The sequence below is a fragment of the Marinobacter sp. L-80 genome (genome assembly GCF_056859395.1).
The window spans coordinates 40,608-57,027 of the sequence record NZ_JBSXOI010000042.1; the positions used below are offsets into that span (position 1 = coordinate 40,608).

The 16,420-nt window shown below is 56.8% G+C and carries 18 protein-coding genes; 10 read left to right on the forward strand and 8 right to left on the reverse strand.

The features are described from left to right. The first annotated feature begins 9 nt into the window (after nucleotides 1-9). Together pdxR and AC13E3_RS02890 are read left to right on the forward strand one after the other, a co-directional pair. Complete coding sequence (gene pdxR, locus AC13E3_RS02885) at nucleotides 10-1,443, forward strand: MocR-like pyridoxine biosynthesis transcription factor PdxR (RefSeq protein WP_273156133.1); 1,434 nt, start codon at nucleotides 10-12, stop codon at nucleotides 1,441-1,443. Further along, on the forward strand, nucleotides 1,440-2,168 hold the full coding sequence (locus tag AC13E3_RS02890; RefSeq protein WP_414673561.1) for a class I SAM-dependent methyltransferase: 729 nt from the start codon (nucleotides 1,440-1,442) through the stop codon (nucleotides 2,166-2,168). Before pdxR ends, AC13E3_RS02890 begins: the two co-directional genes overlap by 4 nt. Here AC13E3_RS02890 and AC13E3_RS02895 read toward each other — a convergent pair. Next, nucleotides 2,089-2,991, reverse strand: a complete 903-nt coding sequence (locus AC13E3_RS02895) for a LysR family transcriptional regulator (protein WP_482901686.1) — start codon at nucleotides 2,989-2,991, stop codon at nucleotides 2,089-2,091. The two genes, AC13E3_RS02890 and AC13E3_RS02895, sit on opposite strands and share 80 nt — an antisense overlap. A gap of 104 nt (nucleotides 2,992-3,095) precedes the next feature. Between AC13E3_RS02895 and AC13E3_RS02900 the strand changes: the two genes are divergently transcribed. Next, the gene (locus AC13E3_RS02900; RefSeq protein ID WP_014578026.1) at nucleotides 3,096-3,728 is read left to right on the forward strand and encodes a class I SAM-dependent methyltransferase; all 633 of its coding nucleotides are present in this window, start codon (nucleotides 3,096-3,098) and stop codon (nucleotides 3,726-3,728) included. 112 nt (nucleotides 3,729-3,840) lie between these two features. After that, nucleotides 3,841-4,044, forward strand: a complete 204-nt coding sequence (locus AC13E3_RS02905) for a DUF3185 family protein (protein ID WP_014578027.1) — start codon at nucleotides 3,841-3,843, stop codon at nucleotides 4,042-4,044. Between the two features lie 13 nt (nucleotides 4,045-4,057). Here the strand turns inward: AC13E3_RS02905 and AC13E3_RS02910 are convergent, their stop codons facing one another. From AC13E3_RS02910 to AC13E3_RS02925, 4 genes are all read right to left on the reverse strand, one after another. After that, nucleotides 4,058-4,450 carry a DUF2784 domain-containing protein gene (locus AC13E3_RS02910; RefSeq protein ID WP_062781449.1) on the reverse strand — a complete coding sequence of 131 codons (393 nt, stop codon included), beginning with the start codon at nucleotides 4,448-4,450 and terminating at the stop codon, nucleotides 4,058-4,060. Nucleotides 4,451-4,466: 16 nt separating this feature from the next. After that, nucleotides 4,467-5,561, reverse strand: coding sequence for a GGDEF domain-containing protein (locus AC13E3_RS02915; protein WP_482901687.1), 1,095 nt, complete (start codon nucleotides 5,559-5,561; stop codon nucleotides 4,467-4,469). Between the two features lie 108 nt (nucleotides 5,562-5,669). After that, entirely contained in the window at nucleotides 5,670-6,314 is a 645-nt protein-coding gene (locus tag AC13E3_RS02920; protein ID WP_273156150.1) for an OmpA family protein, read from the reverse strand. Nucleotides 6,315-6,327: 13 nt separating this feature from the next. Further along, nucleotides 6,328-8,835, reverse strand: coding sequence for a hypothetical protein (locus AC13E3_RS02925; RefSeq protein WP_482901688.1), 2,508 nt, complete (start codon nucleotides 8,833-8,835; stop codon nucleotides 6,328-6,330). 262 nt (nucleotides 8,836-9,097) lie between these two features. On the opposite strand from AC13E3_RS02925, the gene codB reads away from it, so the two are divergent. Genes codB through codA form a run of 3 tightly spaced genes read left to right on the forward strand, consistent with a single transcriptional unit; the run spans nucleotide 9,098 to nucleotide 12,291 of the window. Further along, nucleotides 9,098-10,381: a cytosine permease gene (gene codB, locus AC13E3_RS02930; protein WP_219120550.1), complete on the forward strand. Its 1,284-nt coding sequence runs from the start codon at nucleotides 9,098-9,100 to the stop codon at nucleotides 10,379-10,381. After that, complete coding sequence (locus tag AC13E3_RS02935; RefSeq protein ID WP_273156155.1) at nucleotides 10,382-11,005, forward strand: PucR family transcriptional regulator; 624 nt, start codon at nucleotides 10,382-10,384, stop codon at nucleotides 11,003-11,005. 29 nt (nucleotides 11,006-11,034) lie between these two features. After that, entirely contained in the window at nucleotides 11,035-12,291 is a 1,257-nt protein-coding gene (gene codA / locus AC13E3_RS02940) for a cytosine deaminase (protein ID WP_286810989.1), read from the forward strand. Between the two features lie 14 nt (nucleotides 12,292-12,305). On the opposite strand, the gene AC13E3_RS02945 is transcribed toward codA, so the two are convergent. Genes AC13E3_RS02945 through AC13E3_RS02955 form a run of 3 tightly spaced genes read right to left on the reverse strand, consistent with a single transcriptional unit; the run spans nucleotide 12,306 to nucleotide 14,350 of the window. Then, a complete protein-coding gene (locus AC13E3_RS02945; RefSeq protein ID WP_108017704.1) occupies nucleotides 12,306-12,761 on the reverse strand; it encodes a DUF4112 domain-containing protein in 456 nt (151 codons plus the stop codon). Nucleotides 12,762-12,781: 20 nt separating this feature from the next. Continuing rightward, nucleotides 12,782-13,429 (reverse strand): DsbA family oxidoreductase, encoded by a 648-nt coding sequence (locus AC13E3_RS02950; protein ID WP_092033346.1) that lies wholly within the window; start codon nucleotides 13,427-13,429, stop codon nucleotides 12,782-12,784. Between the two features lie 57 nt (nucleotides 13,430-13,486). Then, entirely contained in the window at nucleotides 13,487-14,350 is an 864-nt protein-coding gene (locus AC13E3_RS02955; RefSeq protein ID WP_008172413.1) for a LysR substrate-binding domain-containing protein, read from the reverse strand. Between the two features lie 112 nt (nucleotides 14,351-14,462). On the opposite strand from AC13E3_RS02955, the gene AC13E3_RS02960 reads away from it, so the two are divergent. The 3 genes from AC13E3_RS02960 (at nucleotide 14,463) to tenA (ending at nucleotide 16,382) form a co-directional block, all read left to right on the forward strand. Beyond that, entirely contained in the window at nucleotides 14,463-15,365 is a 903-nt protein-coding gene (locus AC13E3_RS02960; protein ID WP_092033349.1) for a DMT family transporter, read from the forward strand. Nucleotides 15,366-15,475: 110 nt separating this feature from the next. Further along, nucleotides 15,476-15,688, forward strand: coding sequence for a hypothetical protein (locus AC13E3_RS02965; RefSeq protein WP_053112840.1), 213 nt, complete (start codon nucleotides 15,476-15,478; stop codon nucleotides 15,686-15,688). Between the two features lie 25 nt (nucleotides 15,689-15,713). Next, complete coding sequence (tenA, locus tag AC13E3_RS02970) at nucleotides 15,714-16,382, forward strand: thiaminase II (RefSeq protein WP_482901689.1); 669 nt, start codon at nucleotides 15,714-15,716, stop codon at nucleotides 16,380-16,382. The last annotated feature ends 38 nt before the right edge of the window (nucleotides 16,383-16,420 follow it).

Consider the following 16,420-nt stretch of genomic DNA (forward strand, 5'->3'; position numbering starts at 1 on the left):
CCAGTTGATGTGATTGATGATATTCGCCTGGACAGCGCGCATCCGCTGCAGCATCAGCTGTATCAACGGTTGTCCGAACGGATACTCGACCAGCGCTACCCACCCGGGCGCCAGCTTCCGCCCAGCCGCCAGATGGCGAAGGATCTTGGCATCAGCCGCAATACGGTGAACGCCGTTTATGAGCAGCTCAAGGCAGAGGGCTTTCTTCAAAGCCGAGCGGGCAAGGGTATCTTTGTCCATGAAGACATCAAATCAGCGATAAACCCCGCAGGACCGGGCCTGAAGAAACCCGGTGGCGTTTCCATGAACTTTCCACCGCTGCCGGCACTTCCAGCGGGAACACCGAAGCCTGTTGAAGACGCCAATTTGCCATTCCAGCCGGGCTTGCCAGACCTGGATGCGTTTCCCATCCGCAGCTGGAACCGGATCATGCACCATCAGGAAAGCCGCCGGTCTCTCCGGGGCTATGACAGCATCCAGGGGTATCAGCCCCTGAGACACGCCATCGCCGCCTACCTGAGAACCTCCCGCGGTGTTCGCTGCGAAGAACACCAAGTCATAATCACCAATGGCGCGCAGCAAGCGCTCTCGCTTATTGCCGACGTTTTCCTGCAACGGGGCGACAGTATCCTGTGTGAAAATCCGGGATACCGGGGCGCCCGGAACGCGCTGGGCCGGCTGGGCAATCCCGCGATTCCAATCCCCCTCAGGAACCACGTCCTGGATGTGGAAGCGTTGCAGGGCCTTGAACCTGCCAGGGCCAGGCTCCTGTTCTGCACGCCCACTCACCAATACCCCATGGGCGGCATCCTCGACCTTTCCCAGCGAATGGCTCTGGTGCAATGGGCCCAGCAAAACGGATGCTGGATCATCGAGGACGACTACGACAGCGAGTTCCACTTCTACAACAAACCCTTCGCCGCCATCCAGGGCCTGTTCGAGAATGCACCCGTGCTCTACATGGGCAGTTTCAGCAAAACTCTGCTGCCGGCATTACGGGTGGGCTATCTGGTGGTCCCGGAGGCGGTGGTCGAGCCCTTGCTCTGGGCTAAGCAGATTAGCGGTGGAGAGACCCCTCTTCTTGTCCAGGCAACCATCGCCGAATTCATTGAGAGTGGTCAGTTCACACGCCATCTGCGGCGAATGCGTCAGCTGTACCGGGACAAATGGCAACTCTTCCAGAGCGAGGTTACGAAAAAGCTCGGCGGACTTGCTCAACCGGTGGCGGAAAGCGCGGGGATGCACCTGGTACTTGAAGGAGATTTTGACGACCTGGCGCTCAGCCAATGGTTGAAAGCCAGGGGATTTGGCAGTACACCGCTGAGCGCGCACTTTCTGGGAGATTCCTCCAGAACCGGCCTCGTAATGGGATTTGCGAGCGCCAACGAGCGCGAGATCAGAGAATGCGTCAACACCCTGCGATCGGGGCTCACCAAACCATGACATCAAAGTACGAAAAACAGATTCTTACCGCATGGAAATCAAATGCCTCGCCCTGGATCAGGGCCGTGGAACAAGCGGGCATTCGAGCGCCGGGCAATCTCTCCAGCAGCAGTGTTTTAAGAGTGATCGAAGATTACGCCCCCTCGGGTGGCTCAATTCTCGACGCAGGATGTGGCGAGGGCTGGTTGATCAGAGAAGTAACGCGCCTTGGCTACCGAGGTACCGGAACAGATGCCGTGCCGGAATTGATCGAATACGCCCGGCAACAGGGAGAGGAAAACTTCAGGGCCCTCAACTACGAACAACTGGAAAATGCCGATCTGGGCACGTTTGATCTTGTTGTGAACAACTTTGCCTTGCTGGGAGACACCTCGGTGAACGCGTTTCTCAAGGCCCTGCCCAAACTTCTCAATCCCGGTTGTGCGTGCGTCATCCAGACTCTCCACCCTGTCGCCTTTTTCCATGAAGGAGAATACGCCACTGGCTGGAAGCCTGGAACCTGGGCTGGCCTTCCCGGCGATTTCGGCGATCCGGCTCCCTGGTACTTCCGAACGCTCGCCGGTTGGCTCAATCTGTTCAGGACATCCGGATTGACGTTGGGAGAAATCAGGGAACCTGCGAACGAGGGCCAACCGCCCCAATCGATTATTTTTGTGGTTCAAAATACTCGGAAAGCTCAGCGGCCAGAAAATCGAAAACCGTCCGAACCCGAAGGTTCATCCTGAGTTCCCGATGTGATACCAGCCAGACATCGCTGCCAAAAACCCTATCCTCGAAGACTCTCTCTACTTCAGGCTCTGCATCACCCAACTCAACGGGCATCATGCCAATACCGATACCCGTCCGAGCCATTTGCCAATGCACCAGATGGCTGTCCGTCCTGGCAACGAATTGCTCTTCCCGCAGCTTGAGGCCACGCTGCGCCAGGGCTCCCACGTATCTCTCATTGTTTGAAAGAAAGCCTATAAATGGAGCCTTACAAAGATCGTCGGTCAACGGCGATGGCAGATCAGCCAGGATTTCGGGTCTGGCGTAGAGAGTCGCGGAGAATTCCCCCACCTTGCGGGCAATCAGATCGGGTTCTGTGGGTCGAAAGTTCCGGATGGCAATGTCCGCAGCACGGCGGCGAAGATCGCTGGCCTCATTGGAGGCAACAAGGTTGATACGTACTCCGGGATACTGGTACCGGAGCCTTTGAAGAATAGGAGGCAGAATGTAAGCGGCGGTGATTTCAGATGCCGAAATTGCAATCTCGCCCTCAATGGACTTCGCCTGACCCGTTGCCGCAAGTGAGAGGCTGCTTGCGGCCTCTCCCATCGCTCGGACATAGGCAAGCAGTTCGAGGCCATTCCGAGTCAATTCCAGCCCACGACCTCCCCGCTCAAACAGCGCCGTAGAAAGTTCCTCTTCCAACGCCGCAACCTGCCTTCCGAGGGTCGGCTGCGAAACCCCCAGAGCCTTTGCTGCAGCAGAGAGGGATCCTTCCTCGGCTGTCACCAGGAACGCACGGGCTCGGTTCCAATCGAAGTTAACGGTTCGCCAATTCATTCAAATATGCATATCTGCAATAAATTTCTGTCGATACTACCAACAGAAGTGAAGAGATAGAATCTGTTCCCGGAATTAAATCAACCGCCCTGAGAGACGAACTCATGAATTCATCCATCCGTTTCTGGAACCGCAGCGCTGCTCGATACGCCCGCCGTCCGATCGCGGACCAGAACGCCTATCTGAGAAAGATCGCCCTGACCCAGAAATATCTCAATCCGGAAATGGATGTTCTGGAGTTCGGCTGTGGTACGGGATCAACGGCCCTCATTCACGCGCCCAGAGTACGCAGCTACCTGGCAACCGATGCCTCCTCCCGAATGATAGACATCGCCCGAGAGCGAAAGGCAGGAAAAGACGCCGACAACCTTCGCTTTGTGGTTGCCACACTTGAGGATATGCAACATCGGCAGCAAGCGTTCGACGCGATCCTGGGGTTGAACATCCTGCACCTCCTCCGACACCCCGAAGTTGCGATACAACGGGTTTTCAGTATGTTGAAACCTGGCGGAGTGTTCATCAGCAACACCGCCTGCCTTCAAGATACTTGCCCCTATTTGAAACCAGTCGCTTCCCTGGCCCGAAGTCTGCGACTCGCGCCCTATGTAAATTTCTTGTCCCGTTGTCAGCTGGAGACGCATCTGGAGTGCGCCGGATTCCAGATTGATTATCGGTGGGTGCCCGAAACCTCAAAAGACGTTTACTTCCTGATCGCCAGAAAACCAGAATCATCATGAGAAGAGCAATGTCGATCGATTGAAACAGCTGTTGGAAAACCCGCACTGGGATGGCAAGCTTCCCTGAATCCAAGGCTCGCTGAATGGCGGCCTCAATCTGAAGGAGAATTCAATGGGAAGTTCAAAGCTGGTCGGTATCGTTTTGCTCGTGGTTGGCGTCGGCCTGCTGTATTTCGGCTACCAATCAACCCAGTCACTGGGGAACCAGTTGTCCGAAACGGTCACGGGGCGTTTTACAGACCAGACCATGTGGTATCTGATCGGCGGGGCGGCCGCGGCTGCAGCCGGCGCTTTTCTGACATTTTTCAAGAAATAATCCTGCCTGTTTTTCACCGCTCGGGCCTGACCACAAACCAGCTGGCCAGGACGAGCGCTCCGAAAACCGTGTAGGCCAGAATAAACACCCAGTCCGGCGCACTGTAATACAGAATGGACTGCAGCCAGTGCTGGATAAACGATCCCTCATAGCCCGCCTCCCCGGCCTTTGCCCGAAGCGCCATTTCCCAGGTCGTAAGCGGGCATAGCACACCGAGCCAGGATTGCAGAACCACTACACCAATCACAATCAGGTGGCTGAGACGGAACCAGAAATTGCGAACCCAGCGCCACTGGCAGAAATAGCCGGCAAAGGTTGCCACCAGCCCAAGGATGACAAAAACTACCAGCATCGTGTGCAGGATCAGGAGCGTATCAGCAAAGATCAGTAACCAGCGGCTATCCATCGCTACTCGACGTCCACTAGGCCATTACGTATCTGGCGCGACCCTGTTTTTTCGCGCGGTACGATGCCTCATCGGCCCTTCGAATCATTTCATCGATGGAATCAAACTCGGTGGCCAGGCCCTGACAGATTCCAATGGAACAGCTAAGTTCCTTGCTATCGGGGCTATCCTCATTTGGAACCGCGCGGTCCTGCCATTGTTTCAGAACCTCTGCAGCAAGAAGTTCAAACCGGTCGGCATCTTCGCCCTCAATCACGGCCATGAATTCCTCGCCGCCGTATCGCCCGAGGATATCGGTCTGTCTTTTGAATACCTGCCTCATGATGTCAGCCTGCTGTCGAATAGCCTGATCACCCTGCTGGTGGCCGTAGTGGTCGTTGAACTGCTTGAAATGATCAAGATCCATCATGAGTACAGCGAGTCTCTGATTGGAGCGCCGCTGCCGGGCAAACAAACGCCCGGATTCACTCATCAATGCCCGGCGATTGAAGAGATCGGTCAGTTCATCGATGGTGCTCAGCCCAACCAACTGCTCGTTGGCCTCCTGAAGCTGCCCCAGCAATCGATCAATCCTGTGCCGGCCGATCACACCGACAAACAGTGAGCCGGCCACGAACCCGGCGTTCATCCAGGTTCGCTCGCCGTAAACGGAATCCATGAGCATCAAGCCGACAAAGCCCAGAGAACTGAGCACCATCGCGGTCAGCGCGTAATGGAATTTCATTCCAAAAACAAAGAAACCGAAGAAGGCGTACAGCAACGTCCCTTCGTAAGGAAAGCTGAATGCTGCCTGCTCCCATGCCACGTGGATCAGGTAGTAATTGGCGTAGGTAATGCTCAGAACAGTCGCCAAAAACGCGGTCTGGGCAAAGGGAAGAAATTGCGGGACGAAGGTGAAGGCGAGCAAGCCAGCAAGAATTGGAAGTTGAATGAGGGCTCTGCTGGTGATGTAAGAGCCCGCCAGTTCAGGCGGAATCAACTGAAGGTCACCAATCATGAACAAAGAGATCAGAATGCCACCCACCACGATGGAGAGTCGCAGCATGAGCATGTCGCGGGGGGATACCGTATTCGCTTCAACCGAGGGAGTCGGCATAAAAATGGAGCTCACAACGCACTTTATTCCCTGTACCTGCCGAGTCTAAACAAATTCTCGCCCTGACCACCAGCAAATAAACGAATCAAACGAGGTACGACCTGTACAATTTTCCCACACACCTCACTCAAAAATCAGGATTTCCACCATTCGACGGGCCGGGTTTTCGGATTCGTCGGATCCTCCCGAAAGGGCCTCCCCTGTGCCATCAATCGTAATAAGAAGATCACCAGTTTGCCCCGACTCCGCCAGCAGAGTATCGAGATAGTGCTTAACCGCCGCTGCACGGCGTAGCGAAAGCAGGTAATTGTAGGTTTCATCCCCTACGGCGTCTGCCTGCCCCCTGAGCGAGATGAGAGCACCTTCCTTGACGCCTTCCATGAGACGATTAATCCGGTCTTTGGCCTGCTCACTGAGCGTACTGTCATTGAGGGCAAACAAAACCGTTTCCCGGATCAGCATTCTGCGACCACAGTCGTCACCGCGGCAGATGGCAGCCTCGAAGCGGTCGAGGCGTTCAGACAGACTTTTTATTGCGTCTGCATTTTGCTTCTGCAACGCCTCCAGGTTAGCCAGCCTGGCATTCAACGCGCCCATATCCGGGCCTTGAACCGACCGGTCGATCACGTCGGCACTATCCGGTTCGCTATAGATATAACTGCCAGTATCAGACTCAATCGCGATAATGCGCGCGCTCAGGTTGGTCCAGAGTATGTAAAAAACGATCGCCACCAGTATGAATCCGATCGCGGTTAGAGCACTTCTCATGGCGGCTACCCCGTTATACCGGCAGGAAAAAACAAGTTAGAAACCGTGCGGCCCCTGATCGCTGACGCTGCACGTTGGAATGCATGACAGCCAGATCTTTGTTGAGCGCACGGATCTGGACCCCGCTGCGGTAAACGTTCCGGAAACTCAAATTGGCGTGCATCCCGAATCGGGTGGTGGTCTGCCATGCGAGCAGCTGGTCCGGACTGTTGCTGGGACTCTCCTCGCCATCTGTGCCGTCACTGCCGCGGGCAGAAAGCAACAGGGTGCCATCGCCCACGGCATCAGAGGGTACAAAAGCAACCACATAAAACATCCGCCCGAATATTAAAGAGGCCAGCTGCCAGCTATACCGGGTGCGAAGACCGATACGCTCACTCATCCCCACGAACTGCCTCCAGGAAAAGATCACAGCATCACCTGGCTTGAGGGTCCAGACCACAATCCGTTCATCGGCGGGTAACCGACGATATGGTGCGGCCCCGCCAACGCGGGCGCCTGTCCATACCCGGTTCATGTGCCAGGCCCCGCGCAAGAAGCGGGAGAAGAAGGCCTTTTGGGCCTGCGGAGTCACCTCATCAGGCGGCGCATTGGCGAAATCATAGCGTTTGCTAACGTATATCAGCTCTCCCATATCTGGCGTGAGATCGAGACGGTCTGACACCTCTCGCACCCCGCCGGACTGTCCGGGCTCTGACTGTGGCTCAAACTGAATCACACGCTCGCCATCAACCTTCGCTCCAAAAAATACCCGCGCAAAAATGTACATCAGACTCTTGATGACAACGAGGATCAACACGAACCATGAAACCCAGGAATAGATATCAACAACAGCGTAGATCACGCTCAACTGCGTCTTTATGGCCGTTTCCATATCATGGAAAGTCGCACTCAAATCCTCGCGGGCAACATCAACAAGGTTGCCGGCACCGCTTGTGGCAAGCTCCGCATAGCCCTGCGTTGCGCGATCAAGGCTCTGGCGCTGCGACTCGCGCTTTTCAGCATAGGCCTCGTTCAGCGGTTCCTTGACCGACGTTTCTGCGCATGACGCCGTCTGGAAAACCCAGGGCAGGAAACCACTACAACCCGGTGGTGCCATTTCTGGCTCTACATCAGGCAAGGTCTTGGGCACCTCTTGCTCATAGAACGACATCATTGCGGCACCCACGGCTTTCGGGGACGATTTTGCCCTCGCGTCAAGGTCATCAAGCATTCTGAAAGCGGCCTCTTCCTGATCATCGAAATAGGCGCTGATCGCACGATCGATGTTCTGCCTCCGGTTTGCTTTCGGGTCGGAGTCCGCCATGAATTCCAGACTGTAAAGTTGGTTATCGACCCATCGATCAACCTGCCAGGAGGCTGCCAGGCCAAGCGCCAGCAACGTCAGGAACGGCAGGTAGAAGACCAGTGTTTTGCGGCAAGTCTGCAATAGAAAAGGTCCCGACTGCCTGCGAAGCAACGGGAAATTCTCCCGTACCAACAAGCGCGCAATGCGCAGCGCGAAGCAAAGCATCAAGAACTGAACAATCAACCAGAGCCTGTAGCCCAGGGCGCCTTCTGAATAAAACACTGCGGCGAACAGCGAAACACCCAGAAGCGACAGGTAAACCGTAGATCCCATAGGAAAGACCCAGAGCAGAGCCACCAACACTGCCAGACACAGCAGTTTGTAAGTCATGGAAATCTGCCAGGCCCTGTAAGCATCACTTGCCCAGAGATAGGTGCTGATTCGTGCATCAAGGTCCCGCAGCTGTGTTAGAGCCTGCTCAGTATCCGATCGTGCTGTTTGGATCGATGTCAGCTCCACTCTCAATGCCCGGCGAGTGGTTTCCAGGGCATTACGGTGACGGATAACCTTGTTTCGCCCTTGCCTGAGCTTCTCCCCCAACACCTTGTTCGCCAGTCCAAGGCTGAAACGCGAGACTATGGCCAGATCACGCAGCGACTTATCAATCATACTCAGGTGCGAGTTAGCCTGAGCGATCTTCAGCCTCAATGCCGTTATCTGAACAGCAATCTTGGCAGCCCGCTGGCTGACGTTCGTGTCCCAGGCACCACTCCGTTCTGAAAGCTGGTCCAACTCGCTCAGTAGTTCGGCGCGCTCGAAACGGAACAGCCCCGTGTCCGTATGATCTATGTCACCAATCCTGCTTCGGAGTGAGTCCAGGTCCGGTAGCTCAGCACTTTCTCTGGCGAGCTTTTCATTTTCGTAGAGCCTCTCCTGGGCATCCCAGGCGCTTGGAAACGGTTCAGTCAGCTTCTCAGGAGGGAAAAAGACCAGCGCCAACCAGGGCAAAAGCAGTGGCATCAGGACAAAGCGTCGCAGAACAACGCACGCCGCGATTCCAACAACGAAAACGACAAGGCAGAGCTCTGGGGGAAGGAACATCAGGCTTTCAACCTCAAGCCCAAAGCGCTCGTCAAACATGGAAAAAGGAGAAATGTGGCCAGTAACCACAGCCGGAGCGATGCCAAGTGCGATGGCAACCCACAGGGTGTAGCTGGCAACGCGCCTGGTCATTGAGTGAATTCCTTCTCGCCAAAGGAGTAATTGGAAGTGTAGTCCAGTTTGCTGCCGTCGCCCGACGCACCAAAGGAGTAACTCCGGCTCCAGATCGCACCGTATTGAAGCAGAGAGGTTCCTGCCAACGGCTCTTCAACAGTGCCTTTGTGCACTATACACAATATCTGGCGGACTGCGCCGCAAGATTCGACCCGATAAGCCTCCATGGCACAAACGTTGCCAACTCCCTTGGTGTTACCCAAGACACGGAGAGATCGTCATGACCACTGAACCTACACCCAAAGAACAGGATTATCCCTTAAGCCCGGTTCCCATGGATCAGCGCAAAAGCGTCTGGTCCATGGGGTTGGTGCTCCTTGGCTTTACTTTCTTTACCGCCACCATGTGGGCTGGTGGCAGCGTTGGTGTTGCCTTCGACTTTTCCACAATGCTGATGGTTCTGGCGGTCGGCAATCTGCTGCTGGGGCTGTACGCAGCAGGGCTGGGTTATATCGCCGCGAAGACTGGCCTGAACACAGCCCTGATGAGCCGGTTCACCTTTGGCGAGCTGGGCAGCAAGCTGTCCGACTTTATTCTGGGTTTCACCCAGATTGGCTGGTACGCCTGGGGCACGGCCACTATGGCAATTCTGCTGGTCAAACTCACCGGGATGCCGGAAGGGATGACAACACCGCTGATGGTGCTGTTCGGGTTCGCCTTCTGTGTTACTGCGTTTATCGGTTACCAAGGACTGGAGTGGCTATCGAGGGTTGCCGTCCCCGCCATGATTATTCTGGTCGCCGTCAGTATGTCCATCGCCACATCCGATGCCGGCGGCCTGTCCGGGCTGCTGGCTATTACCCCGACCAATGAGATGAGCGTTGCAGCTGCAATCACGCTGGTCTTCGGCACCTTTGTCAGTGGCGGCACCCAGGCCACCAACTGGACCCGCTTCGCGAAATCCGGCAAAACCGCTGTGATCGCCACATTGCTTGCGTTCTTCCTTGGCAACGGTCTGATGACCTTGATCGGCGCCTTTGGTGCCCTCGTTTACCAGCAAGCCGACATCGTCGACATCATGGTCGCCCAGGGCCTCGCCACACTCGGTATCCTGATGCTGTTCCTGAATCTCTGGACCACCCAGGACAACACGGTTTACAACTTTGCGGTCGCGGGCTGCAACCTGATCCGTACCCGCCGCCGAAAATCGGTGACCATTGCTGGTGCCGCGATCGGGACAGTTCTGGCGGTACTGGGCATGTACGAATGGCTGATCCCGTTCCTTGTTCTGCTTGGCACCTTTATCCCGCCGATCGGTGGAGTCATCATGGCAAGCTACTTTGTCGGCTATAAACGCCAGTATCCGGACCTGACCACGGTTACGCTGCCAGCCTTCAACTTCCCTGGGCTCGCGGCCTACGCCATCGGCTCCGCAGCCGCCTATACTTCTCCCTGGATTGCGCCCATTGTGGGTGTTCTCGTCGCGGCCCTGAGCTACAGCATTATTCTGGTTGTCAGCGAAGCGGTCCGTGAGCGTAAAGCCCAGGTGATGGGAGCGATCTGAGTGACCCTGCGATGCCGGAACGTGCCACACCTCCCCGGCCTGGATGCCATTCGGCTCCGGGGCGGGGAGTCCGCCGGGGATAACCCGGTACGCTGGCCCTATGTAGCGGAAAACCGTTCGTTCAAGAGCTGGGTCAAAGGTGGCGAACTGGTTTTTGTTACCGGCATCAGCCGACATCGCAGCCCCCAGAATCTGGCGGAATGCCTGTATGAGGGCAAGGAATGCAATGTCTCCGGACTCGTTGTCCTGACCGGAGATGCTTACATCGGTCAACTGCCCAACACGTTATGCCGGCTGGCCGACGAGCTTGCGATACCTCTGTTCGAACAGCCCTATTCTCTGCCCATGGTGGAAGTCACGGAAGCCATCGGCAGGGCCATTGTCTGGTCCGAACACACATCGATTGAGCAGATGGATCAAGCCATCCTGGCCGATTATGCAGACTTGCTCGATGCCTGGATTACCTGCCGGGGCAACCAGAGCGCGATGGCAGAAGCATTGGGCTGTCACAGGAACACAGTACGCAACAGAATGAACCAGCTCAGTGAATCAATGCCTGGCCAGGGCACCCCGACAGAACAATTCAGAACACTGTTACTGGCACACCTGCTACTGAGACCATAGATGCGGGTTAGCCACTGACCGGAGATAAAATGACTAAACCATTGAACGCAATAGCGAACGCACGTCTACAGGGCCGGGATGGGCTATTCCGGCTTGAGATCAGCAACGGACGATTTTCAGGTATCACCGCCCAAGCCGAAAATACCACCGTCAATGAAGGCGAACTGGATGCCGGAGAAAATCTGGTCACAGCCCCTTTCGTGGAGCCACACATCCATCTCGACGCTGCCATGACCGCCGGGGAGCCGCGCTGGAACAAGAGCGGCACCCTGTTTGAAGGCATTGAATGCTGGTCCGAGCGCAAGACAACCCTGAGCCACGACGATGTGATCAGCCGCGCCAGTCAGACGCTGAAGCTCTTTGCCGCCCATGGCATCCAGTACGTGCGTACCCACGTGGATGTGACCGATCCGAACCTGACTGCCCTCAAGGCCATGCTTGAGGTTCGCGAACAGACCGCAGCCTTCATTGACCTGCAGATCGTCGCGTTTCCCCAGGAGGGCATCTGGTCTTTCAAAAACGGGCGTGAGCTCATGGAGGAAGCCGTGCGTCTCGGTGCTGATGTGGTGGGTGGCATTCCCCACTTCGAGTTTACCCGGGATTACGGTGCAGAGTCGGTTCGCTGGCTGATGGAGCTTGCCCATAAAAACGACCGACTGGTGGATGTTCACTGCGACGAAATTGATGATCCGGAATCCCGGTTCCTCGAAGTTCTGGCCGCCGAGGCCCTGAGACTCGACTACGGTTCCAGGGTATCCGCCAGCCATACCTGTGCAATGGGCTCCTATAACGATGCCTACTGCAGCCGCCTGTTTCGATTGCTGAAAAAGTCAGGCCTGCGCTTTCTTTCCATGCCCACTGAAAGCCTGCATTTGCAGGGCCGATTCGATAGCTATCCCAAACGCCGAGGCATCACCCGGGTCCCCGAGCTGCTTGATGCCGGACTGAAAGTCGCCTTTGGCCAGGACTCCATTCGCGACCCCTGGTATCCAATGGGCAATGGCAACATGCTCCGGACCCTTGATGTCGGCCTGCACGCCTGCCATATGCTGGGCATGAGCTGGATCGACCGTTCACTGGAGCTGATCACCGAGAATGGCGCGGCTGCGCTTGACCTTAATGAGTATGGCCTTGACGAAGGGATGCCAGCACGATGCGTGGTTCTTCAGGGGGCCACGCCCTATGAAGTACTACTCGGGCAGCGACCGGTGCTGGCGTCTGTAAGGGACGGGCAGGTGCTGGTCCGGCGGGAGGCCTCCCATCCGGAAACCGGCCTGATGCTTTAAGAGCAGTGTGCGGCTCAGAATAAAAGCGTGAGGCCACCGGTCACCACAGCGAACAGCACGGATAAACCAATCACGGTCCGCCAGGGGAAAGGCGGAGGCGGTGGTTCAATCGCCAACTCCTTTTCCAGGTAGTTACGAAGCAGACGGGTGTTGCGGGTGTTGGCTTTATAAACCGCGTCGAAGGCATCGCCTACCACTGGCAACAGCCCGCCGAGAAAGTCGATGCCCATATTCCGCAACATGCGCATCTTCACCGCCTTGGTGGCGCCTGCTCGCTGCGCTTCCACCAGTACGTATCCGGCCAGGACCAGGCCCACGGCGTCCCCGACCACGGGCAGCAGGCCAATTACGGCCTCCGCGCCAATCCGTACATTGGTGAAAGGAATAGCGATGTTGCTATCGGTAAAGCGGCTGAACTTATCCAGCCGTGCCAGAATGGCCCGTTGCCGGGCTTCGGATGGTTTCTGCATTCTATCTCCAACGAAGGCGCTCACTCAGGCTTTGCGCTGATTTCTTCGAATGCCTGAACCAGGGTGTCGGGTTCTTGGGCGCCGGAGATCAGGTATTTACCGTTCACGATGAAGGCCGGCACCGCAGAAACACCGGCCTGTTGATAGGTTGCTTCATCCTCGCGTACCACGTTGGCGAATTCATCGGAATCCAGAATCTGCTTTGCCCTCCCGCGGTCCAGCCCCAGGCTCTCGACACAGGCCAGCAACACGTCCTGGTCTGAAACGTCTTCCGCCTTTCCAAAGTAAGCCTCGAAGAGCGCCTGCTTCATCTCCGTCTGCTTGCCCCGCTCAGCCGCCCACTTCACCAGCCGATGGGCGTCGAAGGTATTGCAGGTGAAGCGCTCCTGCATTTTCTCAAAGTTGAGGCCCAGATCTTTCGCAATCGTCATCATCTGATCCTGGGTCGCGCGCATTTCCTGCTCACTTCGACCGTACTTGCGGGCCAGGGCCGGCAGGATGGGCTCGCCCGTGCCAGAGTGGTCCGGGTTCAGCTCAAACGCGTGCCATTGCAGGCCGAATTCATACTCCGACGCCAACTGTTTCATAGCCTGTTCCAGGCGGGCATAACCAATCGCGCACCATGGGCAGGCGATGTCGGAAACAATGTCGATGTTGATCGTTTTCATGGGGTATCCCGTTAATTGCGTTTAGACACGATACTGCCAGCCTAACACGGAGACAGATCAGCCATCTCCCGCCAGATGTTCCCGGATCAGCTCTGCCATCTGCCGGGCCGGTTCAGTCGGACGGCCCGACGGCCGATGCAGGGCCATCTCGATGGATTGCAGGGCCGGCATACCGCTTCGTTCGTCCAGAACCCGCAGCTGGGGTGTGAGCATATCGCGGGTTACGGGCACCACCGCCAATCCGGCCACGACAACGGGCATCAATCCTGTCATCGACTGGCTTGAGTAAGCCAGGCGCCATTGCCGACCCGCAGAAAACAGCGCCTGTTCTGCCACCTCTCTGAACACATCAGCGCCCGGTGAGTAAAGCGCGAGAGGAATGGGATCTGTCAGGGACGGCTGTTTCTCGGCGCCAACCGCCCACACCAATGGCTCCCGGCGAATCACTTCGCCCCCGGGAGAGCGGGTCTGACGGGTCACAACCGCCAGGTCCAGCTCACCAGCCTGCACCTGCTCCAGCAGCCTGACGCTTGATCCGCAGATAACCTGCAGCTGAACCGACTGGAACAGCTGGCTGAAATGGGAGAGAACGGAGGTCAGCAAAAACGCATAGTCTTCCGGGATACCCAGGCTCAGTTGCCCCGATACCTGCCGCTGCCTGAGCGAATCCAGTGCCTCGTTGTTAAGGGCCAGCATCTTCCGGGCGTAACCGATCAGTTGCTCGCCCTCAGCGGTAAACCGAATACGCCGGCCCTCTCGCTCGTGAAGAGACACTTCCAACAGGGCTTCCAGGCGATGCAACTGCATGCTGACAGTTGACTGGGTATAGGCAAGCCGGTCAGCCGCCGCGGTTACCGTTCCGGTGTCGGCAATGGCCACCAGTGTTTGCAGCACGTTCAGATCCAGAATACGGGGACGCAATTCATCAACTCCTGTGATGCTTTTAATCACTAAACGTTGTTTTTGTGATATCTCAAGCAAGTATATCCTCCCGCTGTCAGATCACAACACACCAGCTAAAGGAGGACTGCCCATGAGGATTGTCAACGCGCCCATACGTCTGCCCAACATCCTGAGCATCATCGCGGCTCTGGTTGCCGTCGTTCTTTGGGCTGTTGCCCCTTTGCTGGTCGATGCAGCGCGTTCCATCCCGCCCTTCCAGCTTACGACCATCGCCCTGATCAGTGGCGCACTGGCCGTGCTGCCCATGAGTTTCCGGGGCCGCGAAGCGCGTAAACCTGTGAAAGTGTCCTGGCAATGGAAACTGGTGATTTTCGGTCTTGTGCCTTTGCTGGTTCTGGGGGCGGTCGGCGCCTACCTGGCCGGGCTTGGCATGGCACCCACCGCAGAGGCGTCATTGATCACCTATACCTGGCCGGTCATGTTCATCCTGATCAGCCAGTGGGCCTTCCATCGGCGGATCGCCCTCCCGGTTATTGCGGGGGCACTGATTGCCTTTTCCGGCGCGGCTTTGCTGCTGGGCCCGGAGGCCCTGAATAATGGTTTTTCAGGCAACCTGACCGGTTACGGGCTGGCTCTTCTGGCTGGGGGTTGCTGGGCTCTTTACTCCTGGATCTGCCAGGCAACACCCGTAGCGATCGCTCCTGTAATGCCAGGCCTGTTCCTTCTGGCTGGCGCCGGAGCCGCAGCCGCAGATACCGTTTCCGGCTCCGCCCATGTGCTGCCTTCAGGAACCGCGCTCGCCGCTGGTGTCGCCCTGGGTCTGGGTCCATATGGCCTGGCCATGGTGGCCTGGGATCTGGCATTAAGGAAAGGCCCTACCGCACTGGTGGGCAGCCTGGCTTATGCGGTACCTGTGCTGGCCGCTCTTTTCCTGGTACTGGCCGGGATTGCCGCGCCAGACTGGCGGCTTCCGCTGGCTGCGATGCTCGTAGTTCTTGGTTCGCTGGTGGCAGCCAGCCGTCGACGAGCCTGAACCTGACAGATCGTCGAGCAAGACGACCAGTCCAAGGCAGCCTATCGGCCTTTCCCGGAAGACATGCGTATACTCCTCATGTGTAACTCAAACCGCAGAGGAGTATGCCAATGGCCGACGAAGACACGCTCACCGCCCTGAAAACCGCCTTTACCTTCATGCCCCAGCCGGTCGAGATCAACCGGTTTGAATACGGAGATGATGCTGACAGAATTCTGGCTCAGGTAAATTTTGTGCGGGAAGTACTGATCAGTCACGGCATTGATCCGGAAGAAGTCTCCGGCGAAATCAACCCGGACTCGTCACCCAATTCCTGTTACTGAGCTGACACTGTTTCCAGGAGCAAGCATGCCTTATCAGTTCGAAGACCTGAAAAAGAGCTGCCAGAACGAATGGCAGGCCTACATCGAGCACGGCTTTGTGCAGCAACTCGGTAATGCGACATTAGCGCCGGAAGCGTTCCAGCATTACCTGAAGCAGGACTACCTGTTCCTGATCCAGTTTGCCCGTGCCTTTGCTCTTGCAGCCTATAAAAGCCCGACACTGTCGGACCTTCGCCAGGCAAAGGAGGGTTTGCAGGCCATCGTGGATGTGGAACTGGATCTGCACGTCAGCTACTGCAAGGAATGGGGCATTTCCGAACAAGAGCTGGCCGAACTCCCCGAAGCCCGCGCCACGCTGGCCTACACCCGCTACGTTCTGGATACCGGCAACCGGGGCGATCTGCTGGACCTGCACGTGGCCTTGTCGCCGTGCATGGTGGGTTACGGTGAAATCGCCAACTGGCTAAATAGCCGGGCGGAAACGATTCGGGGTGAGAGCAACCCTTACGACGCCTGGATCGCCATGTACGAGAGCGACGAGTTCCAGGACGCCATGCAGGCAGAGATCTGCTGGCTCAATGAGCGACTGGCCGAAGTCTCCCCTGCCCGCTTCAAGGAACTAACCCGGATTTTCAGCGACGCCACCCGGCTTGAGATTGATTTCTGGGAAATGGGCTTGAAGCAGAGCGATTAACCTGCGCTACCAGCGTTGCAGTTGGCGCGCAGGCTGGA